Here is a 22,287-nt window from a genome sequence, read left to right as displayed (position 1 = left end):
CACGGTGCAACGTTTGTTCTTCGAATGAGCTTTTGTGTTACACATCCCCGCCTTCGGTAATACTCGAACCGCTGTGCGACATACTGAAAAATCCAATGTTCGGTTATGCATATTTGTTTTTTCTGACACAAAAATCCAACCCTTAAAAACCAAAAGAGCCTAACCTTTCCCAACCCACGACAATACACTGAATATTTACACGGTAAAATAGTGAGTTTTTACTATCTTCGACAGCAAATAAACGAAACTAAAGTCTCAAATAAACCGAATTAAGGAAGTTTTAAAGGACAAAGGGATTTCGAAAACTTGGCTTGTTAAACAAACAAGGAAGAGTTACAACACGATTAACGAATATGCGCGTAACGTAAGGCAGCCAAGTCTGGAAGATTTGTACACAATTGCTGAAATTCTAAATGTTGAAGTGAAAGATTTACTAATAGAAAGAAAAAATAAATGATTGATATAATTGACAAAGACTCCATTTTCTACGAGAACATTACTCGGGGTATCGACAACAAACTAATATGTTTCAGCGAAGACGGAAACAAGATAATTTATAACTGTTCAAGGACTTATTCTACCAGTTTCAAAAACCCCGAAGAAAAAGTAAGAGCATCATATTTTGTTGAACTTGTCTTAGACTACCAATATCCAAAGGAAAAAATAGATATTGAAGTTAAAGTTGAAAGAAGAACACCTGATGACCGTGCCGATATTGTAGTTTATGAAGATGAAGAACTAAAAGCACCATATTTAATAGTAGAAACTAAAAAAGACGGCATTTCGGATTCTGAATTTACCCAAGCAATCGAGCAAGCATTTGGCAATGCAAACAGTAAACGAGCACAATATGCTATCGTTGTTGCAGGAAATACGAAAACAGCTTTTAATGTAGCGGGTTTTAATTCAAGTGAACGAGAGAAAAACGTAATAGCTGATATTCCGATTAAATACGGCAAAGCACCAAAATACAAATTCACAAAAGGTGATAAAAGTAAAGATTTAAAAATTGCTTATCGAGAAGATTTAATTAGTGCCTTGAAAAAATCTCATAGTAGTGTATGGCAAGGTGGTAAACTTGCACCAACTACAGCATTTGACGAAGTTTCCAAACTGCTTTTTTGTAAATTAAAAGACGAAAAAAAGACAAAGAAAAACGAGCATTATAAGTTTCAAATTGGCTCACACGAAACACCTAACGAAGTAGCTGACAGAGTTCAAAAAATTTATGAACAAGCCAAAACAGATGACCCACAAGTTTTTAAAGAACGAATAAACTTGTCTTCTGAAATTATTTACAATGTTGTTGAACACTTACAAGGTTTAACTCTAAGTAAAACAGACCTTGACACAAAAGGTGTAGCCTTTGAAATTTTCATGAAGGATTTTTTTATTGGCAAAATGGGGCAATTCTTTACACCTCGTCCTGTAGTCCAATTCTGTGTTAAAATGATGGAACCCAAACAATCTTTGAGAGTTATTGACCCATCTTGTGGAAGTGGTGGATTCCTACTCTATGCAATGGATGAAGTAAGACAATATGCCGAAGAAAACTATGATGATTTGGAAGCATTTACACATTGGCACTCTTTCGCTGAAAAAAAGCTATTTGGAATAGAAATCAATGACCAAATAGCAAGGGTTTGTAAAATGAATATGATTATTCACGATGATGGACATACGAATGTTATTGGGCATGATGCGTTAGACGGTTTGGACAAAATGCAAAAACTCAATAGTGAATTTAAAGAGAACTCATTTGATTTAATACTTTCAAATCCACCATTTGGAGCTACTATAAAGTCTAAGGAAGTTAAATATATTAAATCTTTTGATTTAGGTAAAAATGGTACTTCTGAGAGAAAAACTCAAAAGAGCGAAATTCTATTCATTGAAAGGTGCGTACAATTAGCAAAAAAGGGAACGGGCAAAATTGCAATAGTTGTTCCCGAAGGCATCATGACAAATAGTTCTCTTCAATATGTTAGAGATTACATACTAGAACATTGTGAACTTCTTGCTTCTGTCTCGCTACCTGAATCTGCATTTAGCCATTTTGGAGCAGGTATAAAATCTTCTCTACTTTTTCTTAGAAGAAAAAAAGACAAGGAAAAACTTGGGGATTACACTGTTTTTATGGCAGTCGCAAAACAAGTTGGTATTAGTTCAACAGGACGAGAAGAAGAAAATGAGCTTTACTCTGATAAATCAGAAAGCATTTATAACCAATGGAAACTTTATTCAAAAAATAAAAGTATTTATAAAAACACAGATAACTGTTATACCATTAAATTGTCTGAAATAAACAAAGAAGGTCCTTTAAATGCAATACGTTACATATGGAAACCTACTTTTAAAAATAAAGTAGGAAAAATTACCGACATAGCAGACATTGTTAGCGATAAGATTACACCAACTTCAGAAGACAATGAATTTTCAAATTTTGCTCTTATCAGAATGGATGAACTTCAAAACAATCCAGTTAGAATTGATAATGTCATTTATTGCTTAGGTAGTGAAATTGAAGGGAGTTTGAAAATTGTAAAACCAGGGGATATTTTACTAGCAAGGCTTGGTCCGAGTATGCTCAACAGAAAAATTGTTGTAGTTCCCCCAATTCCCCAAGTAGTAGACTACATTGTTGCTTCACCAGAATTTATCGTGATTAGACCTAAAGACCTAAAAGATTCATTTTATATAACGGGAGTATTAAGAACCGACTTAATGCTAAAGTATATGTATTCTAAAACTCGTGGCGGAACACCAAGTAGATACAGACTTAATGAAGATGACTTTAAAGAGCTTGACTTCCCAATTGTTGGGGATAAGGCAAGAGAAACGAAATCGACAAACTTCTCAAAGGCTTTAACAGACTACCACAAAGCTATTCAGGATGCGGAAAAAAAATTATTACAATCTCATACAATTATAGAAAACGATTTATAATACCAGTGCTTAAGGACATACACATTTGCAATTCGCTCAATCCAACAACGCAATCAAAAATTGCAAAAGAGTATGTCTTTGCCATCACTGACAGACAGAAAAAAAGTACGATCGCACAACATGGGTAACTGTTGCACAACCTCAATTTTATAGCAAAACACAAGATATCCGACCTCGTTTAAGCCTTTTAAGCGAGGTTTATTGTTTTTTATCCAGATAAGTTGATGTTTTCCCGATGCCTTATATCAGCATACGGGACTAGTCACATGAGCAAGCAGAAGTTGAGCATAGCTCGACTTTTCTTGTTTTATGCCCTGTAAAGGACATTCAAAGTATCCTCCGGGGATCCTATTATTATTTAGCGCCGTTTATGACAGTATTTTTAGTATACTTAATAGTATACCATTTACAAACCGATTACCTCTTTAGGTCAAATAGTACCCTTCATACTCATTTTGGACAATTCTACCCTTTTATAGCATAGGTTAGTTTAACTGGTGCAATGTAGCATCAGGTTTAATACTAATCATTATGGAAATAAATCTAGTAACAAAGGAAGATTTAATTGTCTTCAAAGCAGAAATGTTAGTCGCTATTCGCGAAGCATTAACAAAAGCATCTGAGGATGGTCTATCAAAAAAACAGTGGTTCCGCAGTGCTGATGTTAGAAGAATGCTCGGCATTTCCCCTGGTACATTACAAACCCTACGGATCAATGGCAAATTGCCGTATCGTAAAATCGGAGGAAGTATGTTTTATCACGCCAGTGATATTGAAAAAATGTTGAAGGAGGGACAGCAGTATGGCTAATAAAAAAGAATTAAGCAAGAACCTATTTGAACATTTTTCAAAACGGTTATTAGAAGATAAAAGACTACTGCAATCTCATATTGCCTTACTATCTGCACTATTTTATTATCAGGATAAAAAACATTCTTTAGGCTTTTTTCAAGGTAGTCGCAGTAAACTGATGCGACATTCGCATATCCGCTCAACGGCTACTTATCATAAACGTTTATCGGATCTAGTGAGATATGGATACCTAGAGTATACTCCATCATGGCATCCAACTAAGGCGAGTACCTTCCGCTTTGTAATCATTGATAAAACAGATACTGATGTCAAGGATTGATGAAAACAGGAAATCAGTCCGGTTTTCAAGCCAGACGGATAGCAAGCTAACCTTGCTTGCTAGCAAGCTTGCACGCACGAAACGTGATTTAATTGTGCAGATGATAGATTACTTCTACAAAAGCAAGAAAGATCCGATTGATCTAAACGATGAACTATTAAAAAAAGAGCTATCTAGCGGAGTGAGTCGTATCCTAGCTTTTATCCGAAAGCAAGAGAGCGATCTATTAGTTCCCATCTTTCAAATGAATGATGAGGCTAGTAACCTTCTTAAGGTAGATGTAAGCTTGAGTAATAAAATTCTAGAGAATCAATCTAGACTCGGCACATTACTACTCGAACAGAAGAAAGGGCTTTTGGCTCAGGGTATAGTATTAGAGAGTCTAGTGAAAGGCTTATCAAGCAATCAGCAATTAAAAATACGATTCCGAGAAATTTTGGAGTATTATATCGCGGAAAGGGAAATGCTGGGCTGGCCAGCATCAACTCAAAAGAAGGAAGAGCTTGCTAAAAAGGTACGACTAGCCTTAGAGAAACTTTAGGACGATTTACATCACCTTTAATTCCATTATTATGCAATTACGCTTTTATGTTTTCATATAAAAGCGTAATTGTATCCTTACATCCCTACATATATCCCTGTAAATAGACCTAATTGTACAGCTATGTATATAAATATTACAACATCCGAAACGGGTGATAACAAGAGCTTACCAAAAAATCTTATCATCTTCTTTCATTAAACAACTATGTTAGCAAAAACATATAGATTAATAAATTACGGATTCCCGTAATGGGATTTAAATCTTTCCTAAGATATTAGCGTAAAAATAGCAACTGATAAGAAAATGTTAATAAAAAGAGAAGATGTTACAGTCTTCAAAATTTTTACCCATAAACAACGTTGTATAGATTCTTTAAGGTTTTACGCGGTAAATATCTGCGACAAAGTAACTCATTTCACAACTAGAACTTAGCAAAACCGTCAGAATGCTACAACCATACTTACCAAAAAATTATCACTAAATTAAATGGAAGAAAAAAAACAAGAGAAACAAATTGACTCCAATAAATATTCAAAATCTGAAAGTCCATTTGTATTTATCAGCCACGATACTCGAGATGCTGAAATAGCGGAGGCATTTAGTAAATTATTAAAAAGTGTTAGTGCTGGAATGTTAAAATCGTTTCGTTCTTCTGATAATAAAGGAACTCAAGGTATTGAATTTGGTATTGAGTGGTATCCAAAAATCATCGAAAGCCTTCAAGACTCATCTGATGTAGTATGTCTTTTAACTGACTTTAGTATTGATAGACCTTGGATATTATTTGAAGCTGGAATGGCAAAAGGGAAGCTAAACACGCCAATTCTTGGTATTGCTATTGGGGTTCCACTTACTAGTGTTAGTACAGGTCCTTTTGCTCAGTTTCAAAATTGTGACGATGATAATAGCTCTTTAACAAAATTGGTTAAACAATTAGTCCGCAAGCTACCAAATTCAGAGCCTGATGAAGATGTCATAAAACAGCAAGTTGAGATTTTCAAAATAAAAACGCAGAATATTATTGCAAAAAGACTTGAGAAAACACAAAACAATGAAGAAACAAAACCACTAGATAACAATGAAAGTGCTAGACTATTTGAGGAAGTAAAATTGATGTTCAAAGAGCTACCAACCAGAATAGAAAATGTTTCGACCAAAAGAACAATAAATTCTCGTAGACATTTGCATCCAGCTATGGTTGAAGAATTAATTCATTATTCTTTGTCTCGACAAATAGACACTAAGTACATATTACAAATTGTTCTCGCTCCTTTTAGAATTGATTTTCCTTGGATATATGATAGTGGTTTAGCTTTAATCGATAAAATCACAAAAGTTAAAGACTTTAAATCTACAAAGGCTTTTAGAGAATTTGTAGAGTTATTAGATTTTACTCTTGATACCCCAATATTCAGGGAGTCTTTTAGAGACGAATATGAATACCGTTATTTTAGAGAGGTTCCTTATGTTGTCGAAAGTTTTTTTAAAGAAATAGAATATAGAAAAGTACAAAGTGGAGATGAAAATTTATAAATAATTACAATTTAAAAATGGACTATAACATCCTACTACCATTAATACCATTTTTTATTGGTATTTTATTAAAAACCCTTTTAGATTTTAATTTAGCTATTTCTCTTGTAAAATTTTTTAGTTGGTTTCCAGTAAGATGGTTATTTAGAACAAAACCAATAGTTATTTCCGGAAAATGGGTACAAATTTGGGATAATGACAATTCTGCTAAATATACTGATCTCGCAGGAAGAAGAAGCGATTTAGAGATCAAACAATTAGGCAAATATTTATATGGTGAATTTAGAGTTAATAACAATGAACAATATTACATATTCGGTGAAATTATAGGATCAAACATTGTTGGTAAATGGGGAGAAAAAAATAATGAATTAGGATATTATGGAGCCTTTGAAATGCGTATAAATGACGCACAAAATATTAAAGGTATATGGTTAGGACATTCAAATTCCCAGCCTCATACTATCAACTCTAACAATTGGATTTGGAACAAAAATAACTACCGTTAATATATCTTTGCCGAAATGACGGTTTAAGGATTAAATTTAGATCTTAATATGCTAAGACCAAGGCATTAGCTGTAAGCTCAAAAAAGATACAATGACCAAAACAACATTCATATTAGGAGCAGGATTTTCCTGTGAAGCAGGGGCTCCTTCACAGGAAAAAATAGTAGAGAAAATTTTCGAAATTTACAATACGGTTCCACATGAGTTCGAAGAGAATTCCTTTCATAATTTTAGAGAATTCCTTTCAAATACTCTAAACATTCCAGAGTCATTGCAAACTCAAGTTCCGTTGGAAGATTTATTCACTCCTATAGATAGAGCTATTCTGGACAATATTTCTTTTAGAGACCTCTCTACTCGCGAACTAAAAAAGATTAGAAGAACTATATATTATTTAATTAGTAAAACTTTACAGGTAACATTAAAAACTTCTAACAAAAAATATATTGATAAATTTGCAGAATATATTGTTTCTCAATGTTCCCCAAGAGCAAACAGAGCATATAGAGGCCATGATAGGGTAAGTATACTAAGCACAAATTGGGATATTTTACTCGACAATTCAATAAAACGGATATTAGATAAAGATCATCAAGAGCCAAAAGGTGTTGTTGACTATTGTTGTTATATAAGTTCATATAAAGAAGATGACGATACTATTAAGCCAGGATTGGAAATACTAGGAAGTGGAGGATTTAATGTTAAATTGTTAAAATTACATGGATCTCTTAATTGGCTGCAATGTCCTAGATGCCAAAGATTATATGTAGATTTTTATAGGAAAATATCAATTGACCATTATTCCAATTGCAGGCATTGTGATAAAAATTTTGGAAAAAAAAGATCTCACAGCTTAACATCGAATCTCATTATGCCAACTTTTCTTAAAGATCTATCAAATCCTCAGTATAAACTAATATGGCAAAATGCTGGAATTGAACTCTCAGAATCAAATAATATTATTTTTATCGGATACTCTTTACCTTCTGCTGATTTTGAAATGAGACAATTACTATCTAGAATGATTAGAGATGATGCTAAAATTACAGTGGTAGATTATGGAGATGAAAGTTTGGAGAATATAAAGAACATGAAACTGAGATATGAAACTTTTTTTGGAAATCGTCAAATTGAATTTTATTTAAAAGGTACTAAAAGTTTTATAGAAAATGAATATCCGTAAGCTATTTCAGAAAAAGTATAATAAACAAATGTAAGTCATACTACAAGAAAACCTTTACATCTAATAATTTTATAACGGTATACGTATTGTACTTAAGAGAACCCCAACACAGCCCTTCAGCTTTCGAAACCAGTAAGATCCTTAAATCTTTACTCGTATTCACAGTAGATATGTTGTTTGTTTATTCAAAAGGCCTAAATAATGCCTTCTGATAATCACTGATAATTAAAAAAAAGCTCTCTCATCCCGAAACTTTATACTAAAGATTTTGATTTTATCCTTTAAGTCCTCTTTTGAAACATTGGACAATCAGTAGTGAAATTAATAATATAAGCCCCCTCGTAATAGCGTACTTAGCGAAGAATTTATTAAAATCTTTAATAGACACAGAACTTCGCTCCTACTTCGACGGAAAGAAAACTTTACATCACTTCCTATTTTTTCAATACTTTCTGCACCAGCGCAATAAGAATTTCCGTACATTTAAAATCAATATGCGAGGGCAATAAAAAGCGTAACCCTAGCGTCTTAAACAATAACCGACCATAAACACAAAGAATGAGCAAGATAATATTTGATAGCGGAATATCCCTAGACGGCTTTTTTGCAGGAGACAACAGAGGCCCGGAAAACCCCATGGGAGGTGTTTCGGCAAAAATACATTCCTGGATGTTCAATCAAAAAGCATTCTGGGCGTATCTTGGGGTCGAAGGCGGCAAGGAAGATACCCTAGATGGTACGTATATCAGAGAAACCATTGCGCGCACGGGCGCCTTCATCATGGGTAAACGCATGTTTGAGGAAGGCGAGGCAAGTTGGCCAAATGACCTATACAAAGCAGATGTTTACGTGCTAACGCATGAAGTACGAGAACCTTGGGTGCAAGAAGGCAGTACAACCTTTTATTTTATCAACGATGGCATCGAGAGTGCACTCGACAAAGCCATAAAATCCGCAAAAGGAAAAGACGTCAGAATACAAGGTGGCGCAAACACAATCCAGCAGTTTTTGAATGCCGGACTGGTAGACGAATTTTTCATACATATTGCTCCCGTGTTCTTAGGCAGTGGCATTAGACTCTTTGAGGGGATTGATAAAGATATCTATGATATTAAAATCATGGAAGTTTTACCCTCCGATTTCACAACGCACTTACGGTATAAACTGACAAAAAAGAGCGCCTCGCCCACAAAATGAGTTCAATGCTCCCGTCATTAAACCAACGTCCACTAGCATCCAACAAAACACCTCCAAAAACCAAACGATGATAACGAAAAACGATATTCTAGCGCTAGAAAACCAACTTTACGACGCAATGAAAAGCAGTAACGTCGAAGCACTGGACAAACTGCTGCATAAGGATCTACTATTTATCGTTCCCAGCGGAGAAACCATCACCAAGGAAATGGATTTAGAAACCTACCGTTCTGGAATGCTCAAAATAGATGCACTGACACCAGCAATTGAAGCACTAAATATCATAGACGATCTTGCCATCGTTACCGTACAAATCAAGCTCAACGGAAATTACGGTGGGCAAGCCTTCGAAGCCCAATACAAGTATATCCGGTTTTGGAAAAAATTCGCTGACGGAATAAAAGTCGTGGGTGGAAGCGGCAGTTCAGCCTAACCCATAATGGCCAGCCAATCGATAAGGCCAGAGAAGCCCTCAAAAGAAGAAGTCCCAATAAAAAAACAGCCCCCAATTAAAATTGAGGGCTGTTTAGCAGAATATTACTTCTTAGCGTCATCAAAAACAAAAATATTCTGATAATGCTTCGTATCCTGCTGCGTAATTCCACGCGACGTATAGCCAAGATACAACTTACCCTTATACACCTTGATACCTTCCGATTCCATCGCCCCCAATTCGGTCATCCCAATACTCTTTAACGCATTTCGATCAGAGATAACGGCCACCTGCGTCCGTTCCTCCACGATATTACCGTTAAAATCAAAAATAGTAACATACGATTGAGACACATCGTCGGTAAAAAAGCTACCAAACAAATTATAATTAGACTGCCCTTCGACATAATACAATTTATCCTTATGAACATCGAACCCCTGCCAGTCGTAATAAGTCGCATTAGCATTTCCATAGCCCGTTTTACGGAACTTCATCTTGGCAACCGGTGTCAGCTTCGTCAAATCCCGACAGTAGACAGTATAGCTCTTCTTATTCAAGGAAGATGGGTTATTCGTTTCAAAACCGTCCGTGCTTTCCACCACCGTGTTCGTCATCGTCGCCTGCCTCGCCTCACTCAACTTAAACACCATAAAGCAACGAAATGCATTATTGGTCGGATCCGCATAATTAATCGTCAGTAAATCATTCTCGGCATCAATGCAAGGATGCATATCCGTATACCCTTTGCCAATATAATAATACTCATCACACTCATTCGTCTTCACCGTCTTTCCCTTGACATACTTAACACGGCCGATCAACTTTTCATTCCAGTATTCCCCCGCATTGTTGGCGCTCCCATACGCACCGATCCACACATACCGATCCGACCCGACCTCCTCCATCGCTGTATTGGTACCGTGTCCAAAGTAACTCAGCTTCATAAAGTCTGTGTTCGCGGTCAATATCGAAGTGTTTTTATTTACGGCAGACTTCACTAGATTAATCTGATGCTTTACAGCGCTCTCCCCACTCTGCGTATACCAGATCGAACCGTCGCTATCAAAATTAAACCCCTGCATCGCATTATTTCCCAGCAAAGCAGTATTTCGGCTATAGATATTTGCTGCCGCATCAAAAGCAGAAATATTGGTGGTCGACTTCTTATCGGTCTGGTCCACCGCAGGTTTTACTATTTCGGGAAGCGGAAATTTGGAGCAGCCCGCTAAGCTCCAAACACTCGCTAAACCTAACATATATTTTACTACTGTTTTCATATTCCTCAACATTAATACTGTTCAACTTTAATATCATCTACCCAAATACGATAATGTGCACTTCCCGAATACGGATATGTGCGTATCACCACCCTGGTGTTCTTTGTCGCACCACTCACCTTCACCTGATGTTGGGTCGGTATCGTGGTCTGGTACAAAGGCCCCTTCGTAACCGGATCTACATTTGACTTCATGGTCACCGACGCTTGCTTATCGCTATCAATGACTCCCGTCGCTCCTGCATCTGTTATTTTGCCGTCCCCTTCGATCTGTATATAGTGCTTCAGAAAATCTTCCCCCCAATTGTGGTAGGGTTCAAAATAAGCAGCGGTATTTGTTGTAATCAAAATATTGGCAGGAACATCGCCTAGTTTATCCAGCTTTGCCGTCCTCAAATTACCCGTAGCCGAAGCGGATGCCAGACGGATTCCTCCAGTAAATGGAAACGCATTTTCACCATTCCAACCCGCATAATCTGCTGCTGTTAGATTTTTACCGTACTTAGCCCCATCCCAGTAAGCATCCCATAACACCGGAGCGCCCGTTGGACCCAAGTTGCCCGCAAAGGCGTTCGCCAGATTGTTGTTCCATGAGTTGGTGCGTATATCCGTACCTTTAATCACATCAGAGCGCGGGTCCATCCCTGCACGGATATCAGCTTCGATAGGCTGAACCCCAAATGCTTGATAGATCGGAGATCCGCCCCACCAGAAATCATCAAAATCTTTGTAGAGCACCACATTGCTTCCCAAAACCTCTTCCCGTGGTGTAGAAAACTGAAAATAACTCACATCTGAATCTACATTATTGGAGTTAACCGTTTTATGCACAATCCGAAACCAATACGTAGTATTTGGCGTTAAAGCGGCAAAGGCAAATCGATTAAAATCAAAGAAGTAAGATCCTGTCCCAATGCTAGTCGAGCTCAACCAGTTTACCTGATTGGCATAGCGGCGGATAGCCGGACCATATTGACTGGTTGCCAATTCCAGTTCGAACGTACGGGAAACACCTGAATTTTTAATGTATTTACCCCAATCCAATACTGCCATCCGTGGTAAAACCTTAACAAGCGTTACGGTTGGACTTTCCAGTGGATCTAATCCCCCATCTACTTTTACCCGGCTCTTTACGATGAAGCTATTCTTCAGTCCACGACTGGCCACCTCCAGATTTATCTTGATCTGGATCTCTCCGGTCTGTGTAGGCACTCCGACCAAAGGGATATTAATCGTCGCATTTCCAGCTACTAAATTTGTGGACTGCGGCTCTCCTATCTTTAATCCTTTGCTACCGGGGCCTTCCAGCTCAAACTTCAGGTCAACTTGATCCGAAGATGCTCCCTTTTGGTAAGGCAGCTGCAACATTTGACCATCTACCGCCTGGTTGATCAGAAAACTAGAGGCAACAATAGGTTTGTCGAACACCAAGTTTCCTTCGTCCTGCGTAATTAAAACATCGAAACTTTTTCCCCCTTGTGTGATGTTCACCTTACCCTCGCGCGCGTTCCCTGTATTTTGCTGGACTTGGATCTGCACCTGCTGTTCCGACGCCCCATTCCCTTCTCCAGAAGCAGGGCTCACGGTGATCCAATCCGTACTGGATGAAGCCGACCAGGAACCGGATGACTTTATGGCAAAGTCATTGCTGTTTGCCAGGTACTCAAAGTTCAACCCATCGGATTGACGTTGAAAAAGGTTTAGGAGCTCATCCTTGGAACATGAGCTCAACCCGCAAAGTCCGATTAGCAACCAGACCATGCATCTATTTATTGAATAATTAATACTTTTCATTGCTTCCTGCCTGAGATTTACCATTCATTGTTTTGACCTAAATTGGGATTGATATTAATGGCCGCTTGCGGTATCGGGTAATAGTACATCTTGTCCAACCATATCCTATCTAACTTATACACCAAATTATTATCCGAATTAATCCCGTACGTCGTTGCCGCATCCCCCGCCTTAGCGGTGATTTGCACATACGTAACACCTGGTTCTGTCGCCGTCGGGCGCGGACTGCTCGTCGAGTAAAAACAGATATCATTCTTTCCATCGCCACTCATATCAAAAGGCTTACCGAGTTCGGGAATATATATACCTGCCATCTCGACCGTCAACTTCTGCCCTAGCTTCCATCGCATCAGATCGTCGCGTCTTACATCTTCCATCAGCATTTCAACCGCCCGCTCTCTACGCACTTCCAAAATCCATTTATCGGATACCCCTTCATAATAGTTTTGCAGGTACGGGTCGGCCACGGATGGCTCTTTCCCATTAACACCCGAGCGCTCCCGGAGCAAACGGATACTCTTGTTCCACTCTTCGGTATGCATTTCTCCCAGCTCTGCCTTCGCTTCGGCATAGTTCAAAAGAATTTCTGCAAAGCGGAATACAGACAGTGAGTTTTGACTACTGGTGTTGCTTTCAAAGGCATCATCGTCCATGTTCCATTTGATAATTCGATAATAGGTCAGCTGCGACCCCAAGCCCGGAAATACCTTGGCAAAATCGTTGGTCTCTGTGCCCGCTACTTTCTTCCGGTATGCCGGTGTGATAATAGACTGCTGTAAGCGATAATCCCGGTTTTTAAATTCCTCAGAAAAGACCTTCTTATTGTAGTTTGGGAGGTCCGTATAGCGCGAACCATCCAGGTTCAAGTACATATTGACAAAAGCTTTGGTAACCGAATTTCGCTGCCCCGCTGTTCCCGATGAAAAAAACCAAGAGGCATCATGTACCCTATTTTCCTCGATATTCATCTCATTGGAAAGGATCACTTCCTTATACTGCGGAGCCAGGCTTTTAAAAACTTTCTTGTAATTAGTACTTTCCTCTCCCACAGTCCCCAACAGGCCAAAAGGACTCTTGTTCATCAGCTCCTGCGATGCCGCGAGACTCGCTTGCAACCATTTCTCCGAATCCGCCAATCCGTGGTATTTCCGGAACGTACCCTCAAACAGGCAAATCCTAGATTTTAAAGCCAATGCCACATACCGGTTGATGACATTCTTATTGACATACTTATCTTCCTGGGAGCAGTGGAGTATCGCAAAATCCAGATCCTCCAGCACATGTTGCATCACCATCTCCCGCGGATCGCGCCCCTTGTATAACTGCGCCTCATCATTAGGGTCTATCGGTTCGCCATACCAAGGCACATCCCCAAATAGCTTGACCTTATCCCAATAAAACCAAGCGCGCCAAAAGCGGCCCACCCCTTCATAGTGCTTTACCAAGGCGTCATTGTTTAACTTAGCGGCCGATTTCTGTAGGTTGACCAAAAAGTAATTGACATTGTAAAGTTGTTCCCACGTACCTGCCGTCCAGTTGTTGGTCGTCAACGCATTAAACCCCGGTTTCAAAAAAGCTTCCGTCTGTGTGGTCACACTGATATCACTGTATTGATCCCCTCGAGTGAGATTCTCTACGGACGGGAGATAACGGGTTAAAAAACCATTTGCATAGGTTTTCAAAGCACTTTCTGAATCGAAATACGTCTCTGCCGAAATCGAACGAATCGGTTCCTGATTCAGATTTTTTTGACAGGATAAGAATAATATCGCAACACTTAACCCTAACATATTTTTATTAAAATTCATCTCTCTTTATCTTTTAAAATGAAATATTCAACCCTACGGTATAGCTTTTTGTCATGGGATACCCATAGCCCTGACCATCTGTTCCAGTTACCGCACTATAGTCGGAGTCCCCTGCTGTAATCTGTTCCGGGTCATAGTTCGGTGCATGCTTCTTCAGTGGAGACCAAAAGAATAGATTCTCGCCAGAAAGGTAAACGCGCATCTGCCCGACACCATATTTCTTTAACACATCTGCCGGAATGGTATAATCTACCGTTAGATTCTTAAGTCTGGTATACCGTGCATTTTGAATGTAACGATCATTTGCAGCACGCAATGTACCACGTCCCGATGCCGCGAGGGAACCCCGCAACCGTGGCCAATAGGCGTTGGGATCTGGATTTTCTTCGGTCCAGCGGTCTGCATTTTGCCAAGGCAAGGAATAACCATAGGTCCGATTATACTGTCCCCAGAAGTAGCCCGATTCACCGGCTGGATACCAGTAGCGCTGCATAATTCCCTGGAAGAAAGCTGAAACCCCAATTCCTTTGTAGCGCGCACCAAGGTTGATTCCAAAATGATAGCGCGGTGAGGAATTACCTATTTTGTATAAGTCACCATGATTCTGAAGGGTGTTGTTACCGTTGTCCACTTCTCCACTACCATCCAAATCGGCAAATTTCAAATCTCCCGCATTCCAGCTGACATTATCACCACTCCAAAATGTCTTAGACTGCGCCGTTACGCCCCAAGCCTGCGCCTCTTCGTCCGTAGCAAATAGCCCTTCAACATGATACCCCCAAATTTCACCAAGCTCCATCCCTTCGTAGTACGCATTAGAATATAACGTCGGTAAGGTATTCGTCTTACTCGTGTATTTAGTAATAATGGACTTACTATCCCATAAAGCCAGCTTCACATGGTAGTTAAAGTTTTCGCCATTCAAATTAAACTTGTCCTTATAGCCCAATGCCAATTCGAAACCACGGGTGCGCATATCGGCATTATTGCCCTTAGGTGATGTATAACCCGCCACTGCCGGAATTTCGGCGCCTACGACAAACATATTGGTGGTATTCTTCTCATAGATGTCCGCAACAAAGTTTAACCGGCCCTGAAACAAATCGATATCCAAACCTAAATCTGTGGTTGAAGCCTTCTCCCAGGTCAATGTTCGTGGAATGGGTGACGGAGCCGAAGTATTGGACTCCTTCGTACCGTTAGTCAGCACGCCCGTAGATTTCGAAATAGCCATCATCTCCATATACAGGTACGGATCTACGTTTCCATTACCTGCCGATCCGATCGAAAAGCGCCATTTCAGATTATCTAACCACGAGATGCCTTTCATAAACGATTCCTGAGACATGCGCCACCCCACCGAGGCCGACGGAAAGAAGCCCCATTGTTGATTGGATGGAAACTTTGAACTTCCATCGTAGCGACCACTAGCCTCTAAAAGGTACTTGCTTTTGTAATTATAGCTCACACGGTAAAAAGCACCGTTAAAACCCCAGGCATAACTTCCCAAATCCTGCAGCGTCAAATTGGTTCCATCCATCAATGAAAAGTTCGGTTGATCCGGTTTCAACAACCCATCTTTCATCATCTGAATGGAGTAGTACTTCTTATTTTCAATATTCCAACCCGCCAAAACATCCAAATAATGATCGGCGGATAGCTGTGGTGTATAATTGACTGTAGCATTGGCGACATGGTATTCCGTTTCGTAATCGCGTTGATCCAGGTAGCTTAGCAATGGGTAGTTGATCTGCAAACCGGGCCCGTTCGAATAGCTTACGGGATTGCTCACATCATAGCGTTTAGAATGGTTGTACAGGTAGGTATAATCTCCCTTTAGCTGCAATACTTTATCGATCAGGTTTACAGTCAGAAAAGTGGTGTTTTTGAGATCAAATTTAAAGTTATCCCGGTAATTGTTTCCATCGGCCATCGCTGCATATCCGGTATACACAGCCGTAGCCGTCCAGGTACCATCGGGGTTCTTGACCTTGGTCAACGGATACCCCTGATGTTCGATGTTTCGTGGGATCGTTAAGGAACTTGGGTTCCCAAAAGGTTGATGATAGGTTCTACGGATAAAATCTGTATTGTTTTCCAGCCGTATCTTTTTACCGATATTGATTCCTCCCTTTGCCCTGAGATTGATCTGCTTGAATTTCTCATCTCCAATACGATAAATACCACCTTGCTCAAAATAGCGAGAGGAAACAATAAAATCCGAAACCTCTCCGCCCCCCGATAGATTCAGGTTATGCTGCATGCCATAGGTGGCTTTATTATAAAACTCATTATGCCAATTGGTCTCCCCATAATACTGATACAAGCCATTTTTATCGATATCCCAATCCAAATAACTGTTCTCGGGATCATTCTTGCGCTTTTTAAACTCATCTTCCCACGCTTGGCTCCACGGAAAGAAGTTATTGATGCCCGTTGGCAAGGCATGTCGATACGCGACATGTGCCTCTTTAAAATTGTCGTACCAAACTTGAGGATCCGTTTCAAATTTTGGTCTTACGGTTTCCTGATAAACATTGAAGCTTGGGCTATAATTGATGCTTACCTTATCCCGCTTGGCTTTTTTAGTGGTCACCAAAACAACCCCAAATGCACCGCGCGCACCATAAACCGCTGTAGACGAAGCATCCTTCAAAACGGATATATTTTCGATATCCTCGGGATTGATTGCCGTTAAATCGGCTTCAACCCCATCTACCAGCGTCAATGCAGAACCACCAGCGCCAATCGATTGGGTATTTCCACGGATATTAATCGTGGCACTACGGCTCGGCTTACCATCCACCATACTGATGTTCACACCGGGAATCTGCCCCTGTAGGGAGCGCAACACATAGGCATTGGGTCTATTGTGCACCTCGTCTCCCGATAAGGTCGAAACAGCGCCGACGACATTCTTTCGCAACTGGGTTCCATAGCCGACCACAACGACCTCATCCAGGGTATGGTCGCGAACCTGCAAGACCACCCGCAACTCTTCGGTATTTTTCACTTCCACGCTTGCTTGGTCATACCCAACCGCAGTAAAATGCAAGATGCTTCCTACCCCGGGTGATTTTACCGAAAATCGTCCTTGAGCATCGGTATACACCACTTCCAAACCATCCCCTACACGGACAGTAACATTCGCTAATGGCTCATTCGCTGCATTGACGACCTGCCCTCGAATCTCTTTTTGCTCCATCATAATTCGTGCAGAACTATCGGAAGCGAGGGCTATTTGTGGCCAAATAAATGGCATGGCAAGCCCAATCAAAATTGGTTTTACAATTTTTGGTCCCATAATTTTATATTGTGTTAATACGCTTCGCTTATTGTTGTCTCTTTACGGTTGGTGTTTTTAATAATTGGATCAGTGCATCCTTTAAGGCATCCACTTGATTGTCGGGCAAGCCTAGAATGACATGTTTACCCTGTTTTCCTTCCTCATAAAACATAAATCCCTTATCATCGATTGTAATTTTCCCTAAAGCGGACTTCTGCCACACCGGGCTGTTGGGATTAAACACGTAAAAAACGGAGGTGAGATCCCAGGTTGGTCGATCATAAGGATATGGTCTATATCTTTTATAACTATCGACCAGTGGATGATGTCTCGCCCACTGGTAATCGGTCTCTATATTTTTGCCGGGGTAGATCACTTTCTTCCCAATTTCAAATGGCGATACAACGATCTGTCCCGGCCAGTTGGCAAATAGAAATTGCGCCGACGGAATATCGTGAATGACATTAAACTCGGCCCGCTTTTTTTCCCCGAATGAACCCGCCATGAGAGAGAGAAGTTTCACTTTCTTTTGAACCAATTCACGTCCAGACAATTTTGAATATTGATCGGCCTCGGTCTGTAGCAATCGCGCTAGGTTCGTCGAAAACCCGATGGAAATAATAGTGACCGATTGATCTTTCTGCGCAGCCAACAATTTACGATACAATATATGTGCTTCAGGCAGAGCTGCATGATTCTTCACGCTATAGCGGTACCGCATAGAATCTTGGTTCATTTCCACCATATTCCTGCTGTAATCGACATAGTCATCAATATGCACACCATCTTCAATACGACCGATCGGCACCGATCCGTATCCATACCACGTATTGAGCATATCGATCAGCCGCGTCGAATAAGCCGAGCTCTTATTATTCATGATCCCCAATACCTTGGCGCGCTTTTGATCGGCATATTTATACAAAATATCAATAGCCATGACATCATCAATATCATTTCCCATATCGGTATCCAGAATGACCAATGCAGGACTTTCCTTTTTAAGGTGTTGCGCAGAAGCTGTTATACATATCGTACCGAACAGCAAACTGAAGCCAAGCGCTAAAAATTTAATTCTTTTCATGGGTTTAACAGTTATAAGCCTGCGTATATGATTGCCGCTAGGCCGAGTATAAAAAATAAAAACATGGCGCTCAGCATCGCTTTGGTTCCACGCGGACCACCACTAAATTCTTTCCACACAAAGACACCCCACAATGCGGCCACTAAGGTCGCCCCCTGTCCCAAGCCATACGAAATGGCTGCACCGGCTTTTCCTGCCGCAATAAGATTTAAAGCATTCCCCAAGCCCCATATCATACCCCCAATAATCCCTGTCAAATGATTACCCAGACTACCGCTAAAATAGGCCCGGTAACTGGTTGCTTCTCCAACAAACGGCTTTTTCATGATGTAGCTATTAAAAATAAAATTGCTCAGGAAGACGCCAATGGCAAAAACAAAAAAGGCTGTATAAGGTGTCATTTTTCCCACTTCTGGATTCACGAAATTTTGTAAGTCCATCGAGGCGGCCACAAACCGATAAAAGAATGCCATTAAAACACCGGCAACAATAGACAGGATAATACCACGATTTGAATGATTCTGAGCACTCGTGTTTGCTTTCAATTGATAGGCACGGGCATTGATCAAAATAGCGATGACGATGAGCACAACGCCGAACGCCAGATAATAGGGATTACCACTTTGTGCGCCTGAATAATTTACAATTACCCCCAATACCAAAGCTATTCCGATTCCCACAGGAAATGCGACCGACATCCCTGCAATCGCGATGGAAGCAGATAACAGGATATTGGCCGCATTGAAAATAATACCGCCCAATAAAGCCCGGAGAAGATTAGTGGAAGAAACTTGTTTTAGGTCGGCCACGAAAGATCTTCCCTCCGCCCCTATACTTCCTAAGGTAAAGGCTGAAATAATAGAAAACAGCAATATACCCAGCACATAATCCCAATAGAAAAGTTCAAATCGCCAATTCTTACTCGCTAATTTCTGGGTGTTCCCCCACGATCCCCAGCAGAGCATGGTCACGATACAGAGTACCACAGCTAATACATATTCTTTTACTATAAACATGGTTAATTGGTTATTTGGTTATCAAATCTTAAAAGTCAATACTTAATTCATGGAGAAAGGGAGCTGAGGATTGTGCTCCATTACGTGTGACGGAAATGCCAGCCGCGTGATTTGCCAAAGCGATAGCTTGATGTAAGCTATAACCTTTACTCAAAAATGCAACAAAAGCACCATTAAAGACATCACCAGCAGCTGTCGTATCTACCGCGACAATCTTTTCTGCAGCAAAGGCATGTTGGTTATTTTCCTGAAACAAGAGTACGCCCTTGCTCCCCATGGTGACCAGCACAATGGCAGGCCCTTTAGCCGCGAGCAACGAGGCGGCCTTACCTGCGGTTTCTGCATCTGTAACCTCTGTCTGGGTCAACGTAGAAATCTCATGCTCATTGGGCGTGATGATATCCACGAACTGCAATATATCTGCCGCTAACTCGGCGGCCGGCGCAGGGTTCAGAACAACCAGCGCACCGCGCGATTTTGCATACTGTGCCATTTGGCGAACTGTTTCCAAGGGGATTTCCAGCTGCATCAACACAATGGCATCGGCGTCAATTAATGCATCAAGCTTACTGTAATCATCAACATGCAGTGCATTGTTAGCCCCCGAGGCTACCACAATTGTATTTTCGGCCTTTTGATCTACCGTAATCAAAGCTATCCCAGAACTAAGTTTTGCATCATACTCGATATGGGTCACATCAATGCCCTCTTCTTGCAGATGAGCAACCGCCTCTTTTCCAAAAAGATCATTCCCTACACGTCCTACAAAACTTACATTCGCGCCCAACCTCGCAGCAGCTACGGCTTGATTCGCCCCCTTGCCGCCTGGATTCATCAAAAATTCCCCACCTAACACCGTCTCGCCTGGTTTTGGAAAATTCGAGGTCTTAACAACCATATCCGTATTGGAACTGCCGATCACAATGATTTTTTTTTGTTTCATTATTTATTATGGTAAAATGGTATCTAATAATTGGTTACCTTTTGCGATAACGTTGTCGCTAATATAAAAACAAAATACTATATATAGCAAACACAACCCTGATATTTAATAATTTAATAACAACAAAAATCGCGTAACGATCACACCAAACACCCTCATTTTAAACCAAAAAAGCCCTTTAAAAGGCTTTAATCTGTTTTAAAATAATCTTTAAAAATGTTTAATTATATTATTTATTAGATAACAAAAAGTTTACAGCGTATTGATTATCAAGGAATATATTGTACTGATTTCCGCGCAATAAGCTTTGCTTCCAGTACAATATTCGTCGGAGCAGACGCTTGGTTGGCCCCCATTTGATCCAGCAACATCTTTATGGCCAGCTGCGTGATCTCTGTAATAGGGTGAGAAACAGATGTAATTGGAACAGACAGAAAATCTAAATAGGATGAATTATCGATAGACACGACAGAAATATCTTCTGGAATCGACATCCCCTCTTCTCGTATCGCTTTCAGTGCACCAAGCAATATGGTATCACTAAGTGCCATAATTGCGGTGGGCTTTTGCGATTGTTTCAGAAGTATTTTTGTTTCCAGATATCCTTCATCCGTCGTAAAGCTGCCTCCTTTCAAATAGGAATAACCGATATTATGTTTCTTTAGTGCCTCCAAATAACCTTTTACTCGGTATTGATTGGAAATGGTCTGCACATCTCCTTGGATACAAGCGATCAGTGTATGTCCATGCTCCACCAAGTGTTCCATCAATTTAAACGCTGAATCAAAATGATCGGTTGCTACATAGGGGATTTTGCTTTCTTCAAAAAAGCGGTCAATAAATACGGTGGGCACTCCGCCCTTCTCTAGGAGTTCATAGTTCTTCCGCCCACCCACGGGAATCGCTAAGATACCTTCAATATTTTGCGTCAAGAAGGTCTTGATTAATTTGCGTTCCTCTTCGGGGTCATTCGCACAGTCGCTCATCAACACCACATATCCTTGGGCGTACAGTAATTTACTGACCGTACTGGCGACCAAAGAAAAGAACGGATTATTAAGTGTAGGAACAATCAGGCCAATGGTACGACTCTTATTCAATCGCAGGGTTTTTGCCGCCATATTGGGGATGTACCCTTGCTTCTTGGCTTCGGCAAGGACCGCAGCCTGCGTAGCTTCAGAAATACGGTATTTCTCTGCTGTACCATTCAGCACCCTAGAAACAGTTGTTAAGGATAAGCCCGTTTCCTGAGCAACGGTCTTTATAGTTACGTTTCCTTGCATGGCCATATGTTTTCTTGAGATTTACTGAACGTGATAGCGTTACCCGACTAGGGATACAAATCAAAAATAATAAATTCCACGTACTATTTAGGATTGATTTTTTGCAAGATGAATGAGATGATGAAAGAGGCTACTCTTATCAGTTGTGATTTTTTCCATTATGTTTAAAAACTATTGTGCCAGCCATATGAAATACGGACGACAATCTTACGATTTTCAGGAAGGTAGTATCGTTTGTATCGCCCCCAACAGATATATACACTACCGACCTTATCAATAGTCTTACAGTACAAAAAAACAAGCACCTAAAGCATTTGGTT

General features: G+C 40.2%; 17 protein-coding genes. 9 read left to right on the top strand and 8 right to left on the bottom strand.

Annotated features, from left to right (window positions below; genetic code table 11):
• Positions 1 to 259: 259 nt before the first annotated feature.
• From B9Y69_RS03410 to B9Y69_RS03365, 9 genes are all read left to right on the top strand, one after another.
• Entirely contained in the window at positions 260 to 457 is a 198-nt protein-coding gene (locus B9Y69_RS03410) for a helix-turn-helix transcriptional regulator (protein WP_085471983.1), read from the top strand.
• Positions 454 to 2,946, top strand: coding sequence for an N-6 DNA methylase (locus B9Y69_RS03405; RefSeq protein ID WP_085471588.1), 2,493 nt, complete (start codon positions 454 to 456; stop codon positions 2,944 to 2,946). The genes B9Y69_RS03410 and B9Y69_RS03405 overlap by 4 nt, the downstream gene beginning before the upstream one ends.
• A gap of 531 nt (positions 2,947 to 3,477) precedes the next feature.
• Entirely contained in the window at positions 3,478 to 3,756 is a 279-nt protein-coding gene (locus B9Y69_RS03400; protein WP_085471587.1) for a helix-turn-helix domain-containing protein, read from the top strand.
• A 308-nt stretch (positions 3,757 to 4,064) separates the two neighbouring features.
• Positions 4,065 to 4,619 carry a BfmA/BtgA family mobilization protein gene (locus B9Y69_RS03390; RefSeq protein WP_085471585.1) on the top strand — a complete coding sequence of 185 codons (555 nt, stop codon included), beginning with the start codon at positions 4,065 to 4,067 and terminating at the stop codon, positions 4,617 to 4,619.
• A 489-nt stretch (positions 4,620 to 5,108) separates the two neighbouring features.
• The gene (locus tag B9Y69_RS03385) at positions 5,109 to 6,155 is read left to right on the top strand and encodes a TIR domain-containing protein (RefSeq protein ID WP_085471584.1); all 1,047 of its coding nucleotides are present in this window, start codon (positions 5,109 to 5,111) and stop codon (positions 6,153 to 6,155) included.
• Between the two features lie 17 nt (positions 6,156 to 6,172).
• Positions 6,173 to 6,664, top strand: coding sequence for a hypothetical protein (locus B9Y69_RS03380; RefSeq protein ID WP_085471583.1), 492 nt, complete (start codon positions 6,173 to 6,175; stop codon positions 6,662 to 6,664).
• A gap of 91 nt (positions 6,665 to 6,755) precedes the next feature.
• The gene (locus tag B9Y69_RS03375) at positions 6,756 to 7,847 is read left to right on the top strand and encodes an SIR2 family protein (protein ID WP_085471582.1); all 1,092 of its coding nucleotides are present in this window, start codon (positions 6,756 to 6,758) and stop codon (positions 7,845 to 7,847) included.
• 558 nt (positions 7,848 to 8,405) lie between these two features.
• A complete protein-coding gene (locus tag B9Y69_RS03370; RefSeq protein ID WP_085471581.1) occupies positions 8,406 to 9,044 on the top strand; it encodes a dihydrofolate reductase family protein in 639 nt (212 codons plus the stop codon).
• Between the two features lie 67 nt (positions 9,045 to 9,111).
• Positions 9,112 to 9,477 carry a nuclear transport factor 2 family protein gene (locus B9Y69_RS03365; RefSeq protein WP_085471580.1) on the top strand — a complete coding sequence of 122 codons (366 nt, stop codon included), beginning with the start codon at positions 9,112 to 9,114 and terminating at the stop codon, positions 9,475 to 9,477.
• A 104-nt stretch (positions 9,478 to 9,581) separates the two neighbouring features.
• On the opposite strand, the gene B9Y69_RS03360 is transcribed toward B9Y69_RS03365, so the two are convergent.
• The 8 genes from B9Y69_RS03360 to B9Y69_RS03325 all read right to left on the bottom strand — a co-directional run bounded on the left by B9Y69_RS03360 (position 9,582) and on the right by B9Y69_RS03325 (position 21,967).
• A complete protein-coding gene (locus B9Y69_RS03360; protein WP_144036492.1) occupies positions 9,582 to 10,754 on the bottom strand; it encodes a hypothetical protein in 1,173 nt (390 codons plus the stop codon).
• A gap of 11 nt (positions 10,755 to 10,765) precedes the next feature.
• Positions 10,766 to 12,514: a BACON domain-containing protein gene (locus tag B9Y69_RS19450; protein ID WP_159451802.1), complete on the bottom strand. Its 1,749-nt coding sequence runs from the start codon at positions 12,512 to 12,514 to the stop codon at positions 10,766 to 10,768.
• Between the two features lie 50 nt (positions 12,515 to 12,564).
• Positions 12,565 to 14,355 (bottom strand): RagB/SusD family nutrient uptake outer membrane protein, encoded by a 1,791-nt coding sequence (locus B9Y69_RS03350; protein ID WP_085471577.1) that lies wholly within the window; start codon positions 14,353 to 14,355, stop codon positions 12,565 to 12,567.
• A gap of 13 nt (positions 14,356 to 14,368) precedes the next feature.
• The gene (locus B9Y69_RS03345; RefSeq protein ID WP_085471576.1) at positions 14,369 to 17,659 is read right to left on the bottom strand and encodes a SusC/RagA family TonB-linked outer membrane protein; all 3,291 of its coding nucleotides are present in this window, start codon (positions 17,657 to 17,659) and stop codon (positions 14,369 to 14,371) included.
• A gap of 28 nt (positions 17,660 to 17,687) precedes the next feature.
• On the bottom strand, positions 17,688 to 18,725 hold the full coding sequence (locus B9Y69_RS03340; protein ID WP_085471575.1) for a nucleoside hydrolase: 1,038 nt from the start codon (positions 18,723 to 18,725) through the stop codon (positions 17,688 to 17,690).
• 11 nt (positions 18,726 to 18,736) lie between these two features.
• Entirely contained in the window at positions 18,737 to 19,741 is a 1,005-nt protein-coding gene (locus B9Y69_RS03335) for a GRP family sugar transporter (RefSeq protein WP_085471574.1), read from the bottom strand.
• A 28-nt stretch (positions 19,742 to 19,769) separates the two neighbouring features.
• Entirely contained in the window at positions 19,770 to 20,684 is a 915-nt protein-coding gene (rbsK, locus tag B9Y69_RS03330) for a ribokinase (protein ID WP_085471573.1), read from the bottom strand.
• A 269-nt stretch (positions 20,685 to 20,953) separates the two neighbouring features.
• Positions 20,954 to 21,967 (bottom strand): LacI family DNA-binding transcriptional regulator, encoded by a 1,014-nt coding sequence (locus B9Y69_RS03325; RefSeq protein ID WP_159451801.1) that lies wholly within the window; start codon positions 21,965 to 21,967, stop codon positions 20,954 to 20,956.
• Between the last annotated feature and the right edge of the window lie 320 nt (positions 21,968 to 22,287).

Origin of the sequence: Sphingobacterium psychroaquaticum (assembly GCF_900177625.1) — a bacterium.
In the GTDB taxonomy this organism is placed as follows: Bacteria; Bacteroidota; Bacteroidia; order Sphingobacteriales; family Sphingobacteriaceae; genus Sphingobacterium; species Sphingobacterium psychroaquaticum.
Note: the sequence above shows the minus strand (reverse complement) of the source record. Positions and strands in the feature narration are given on the sequence as shown.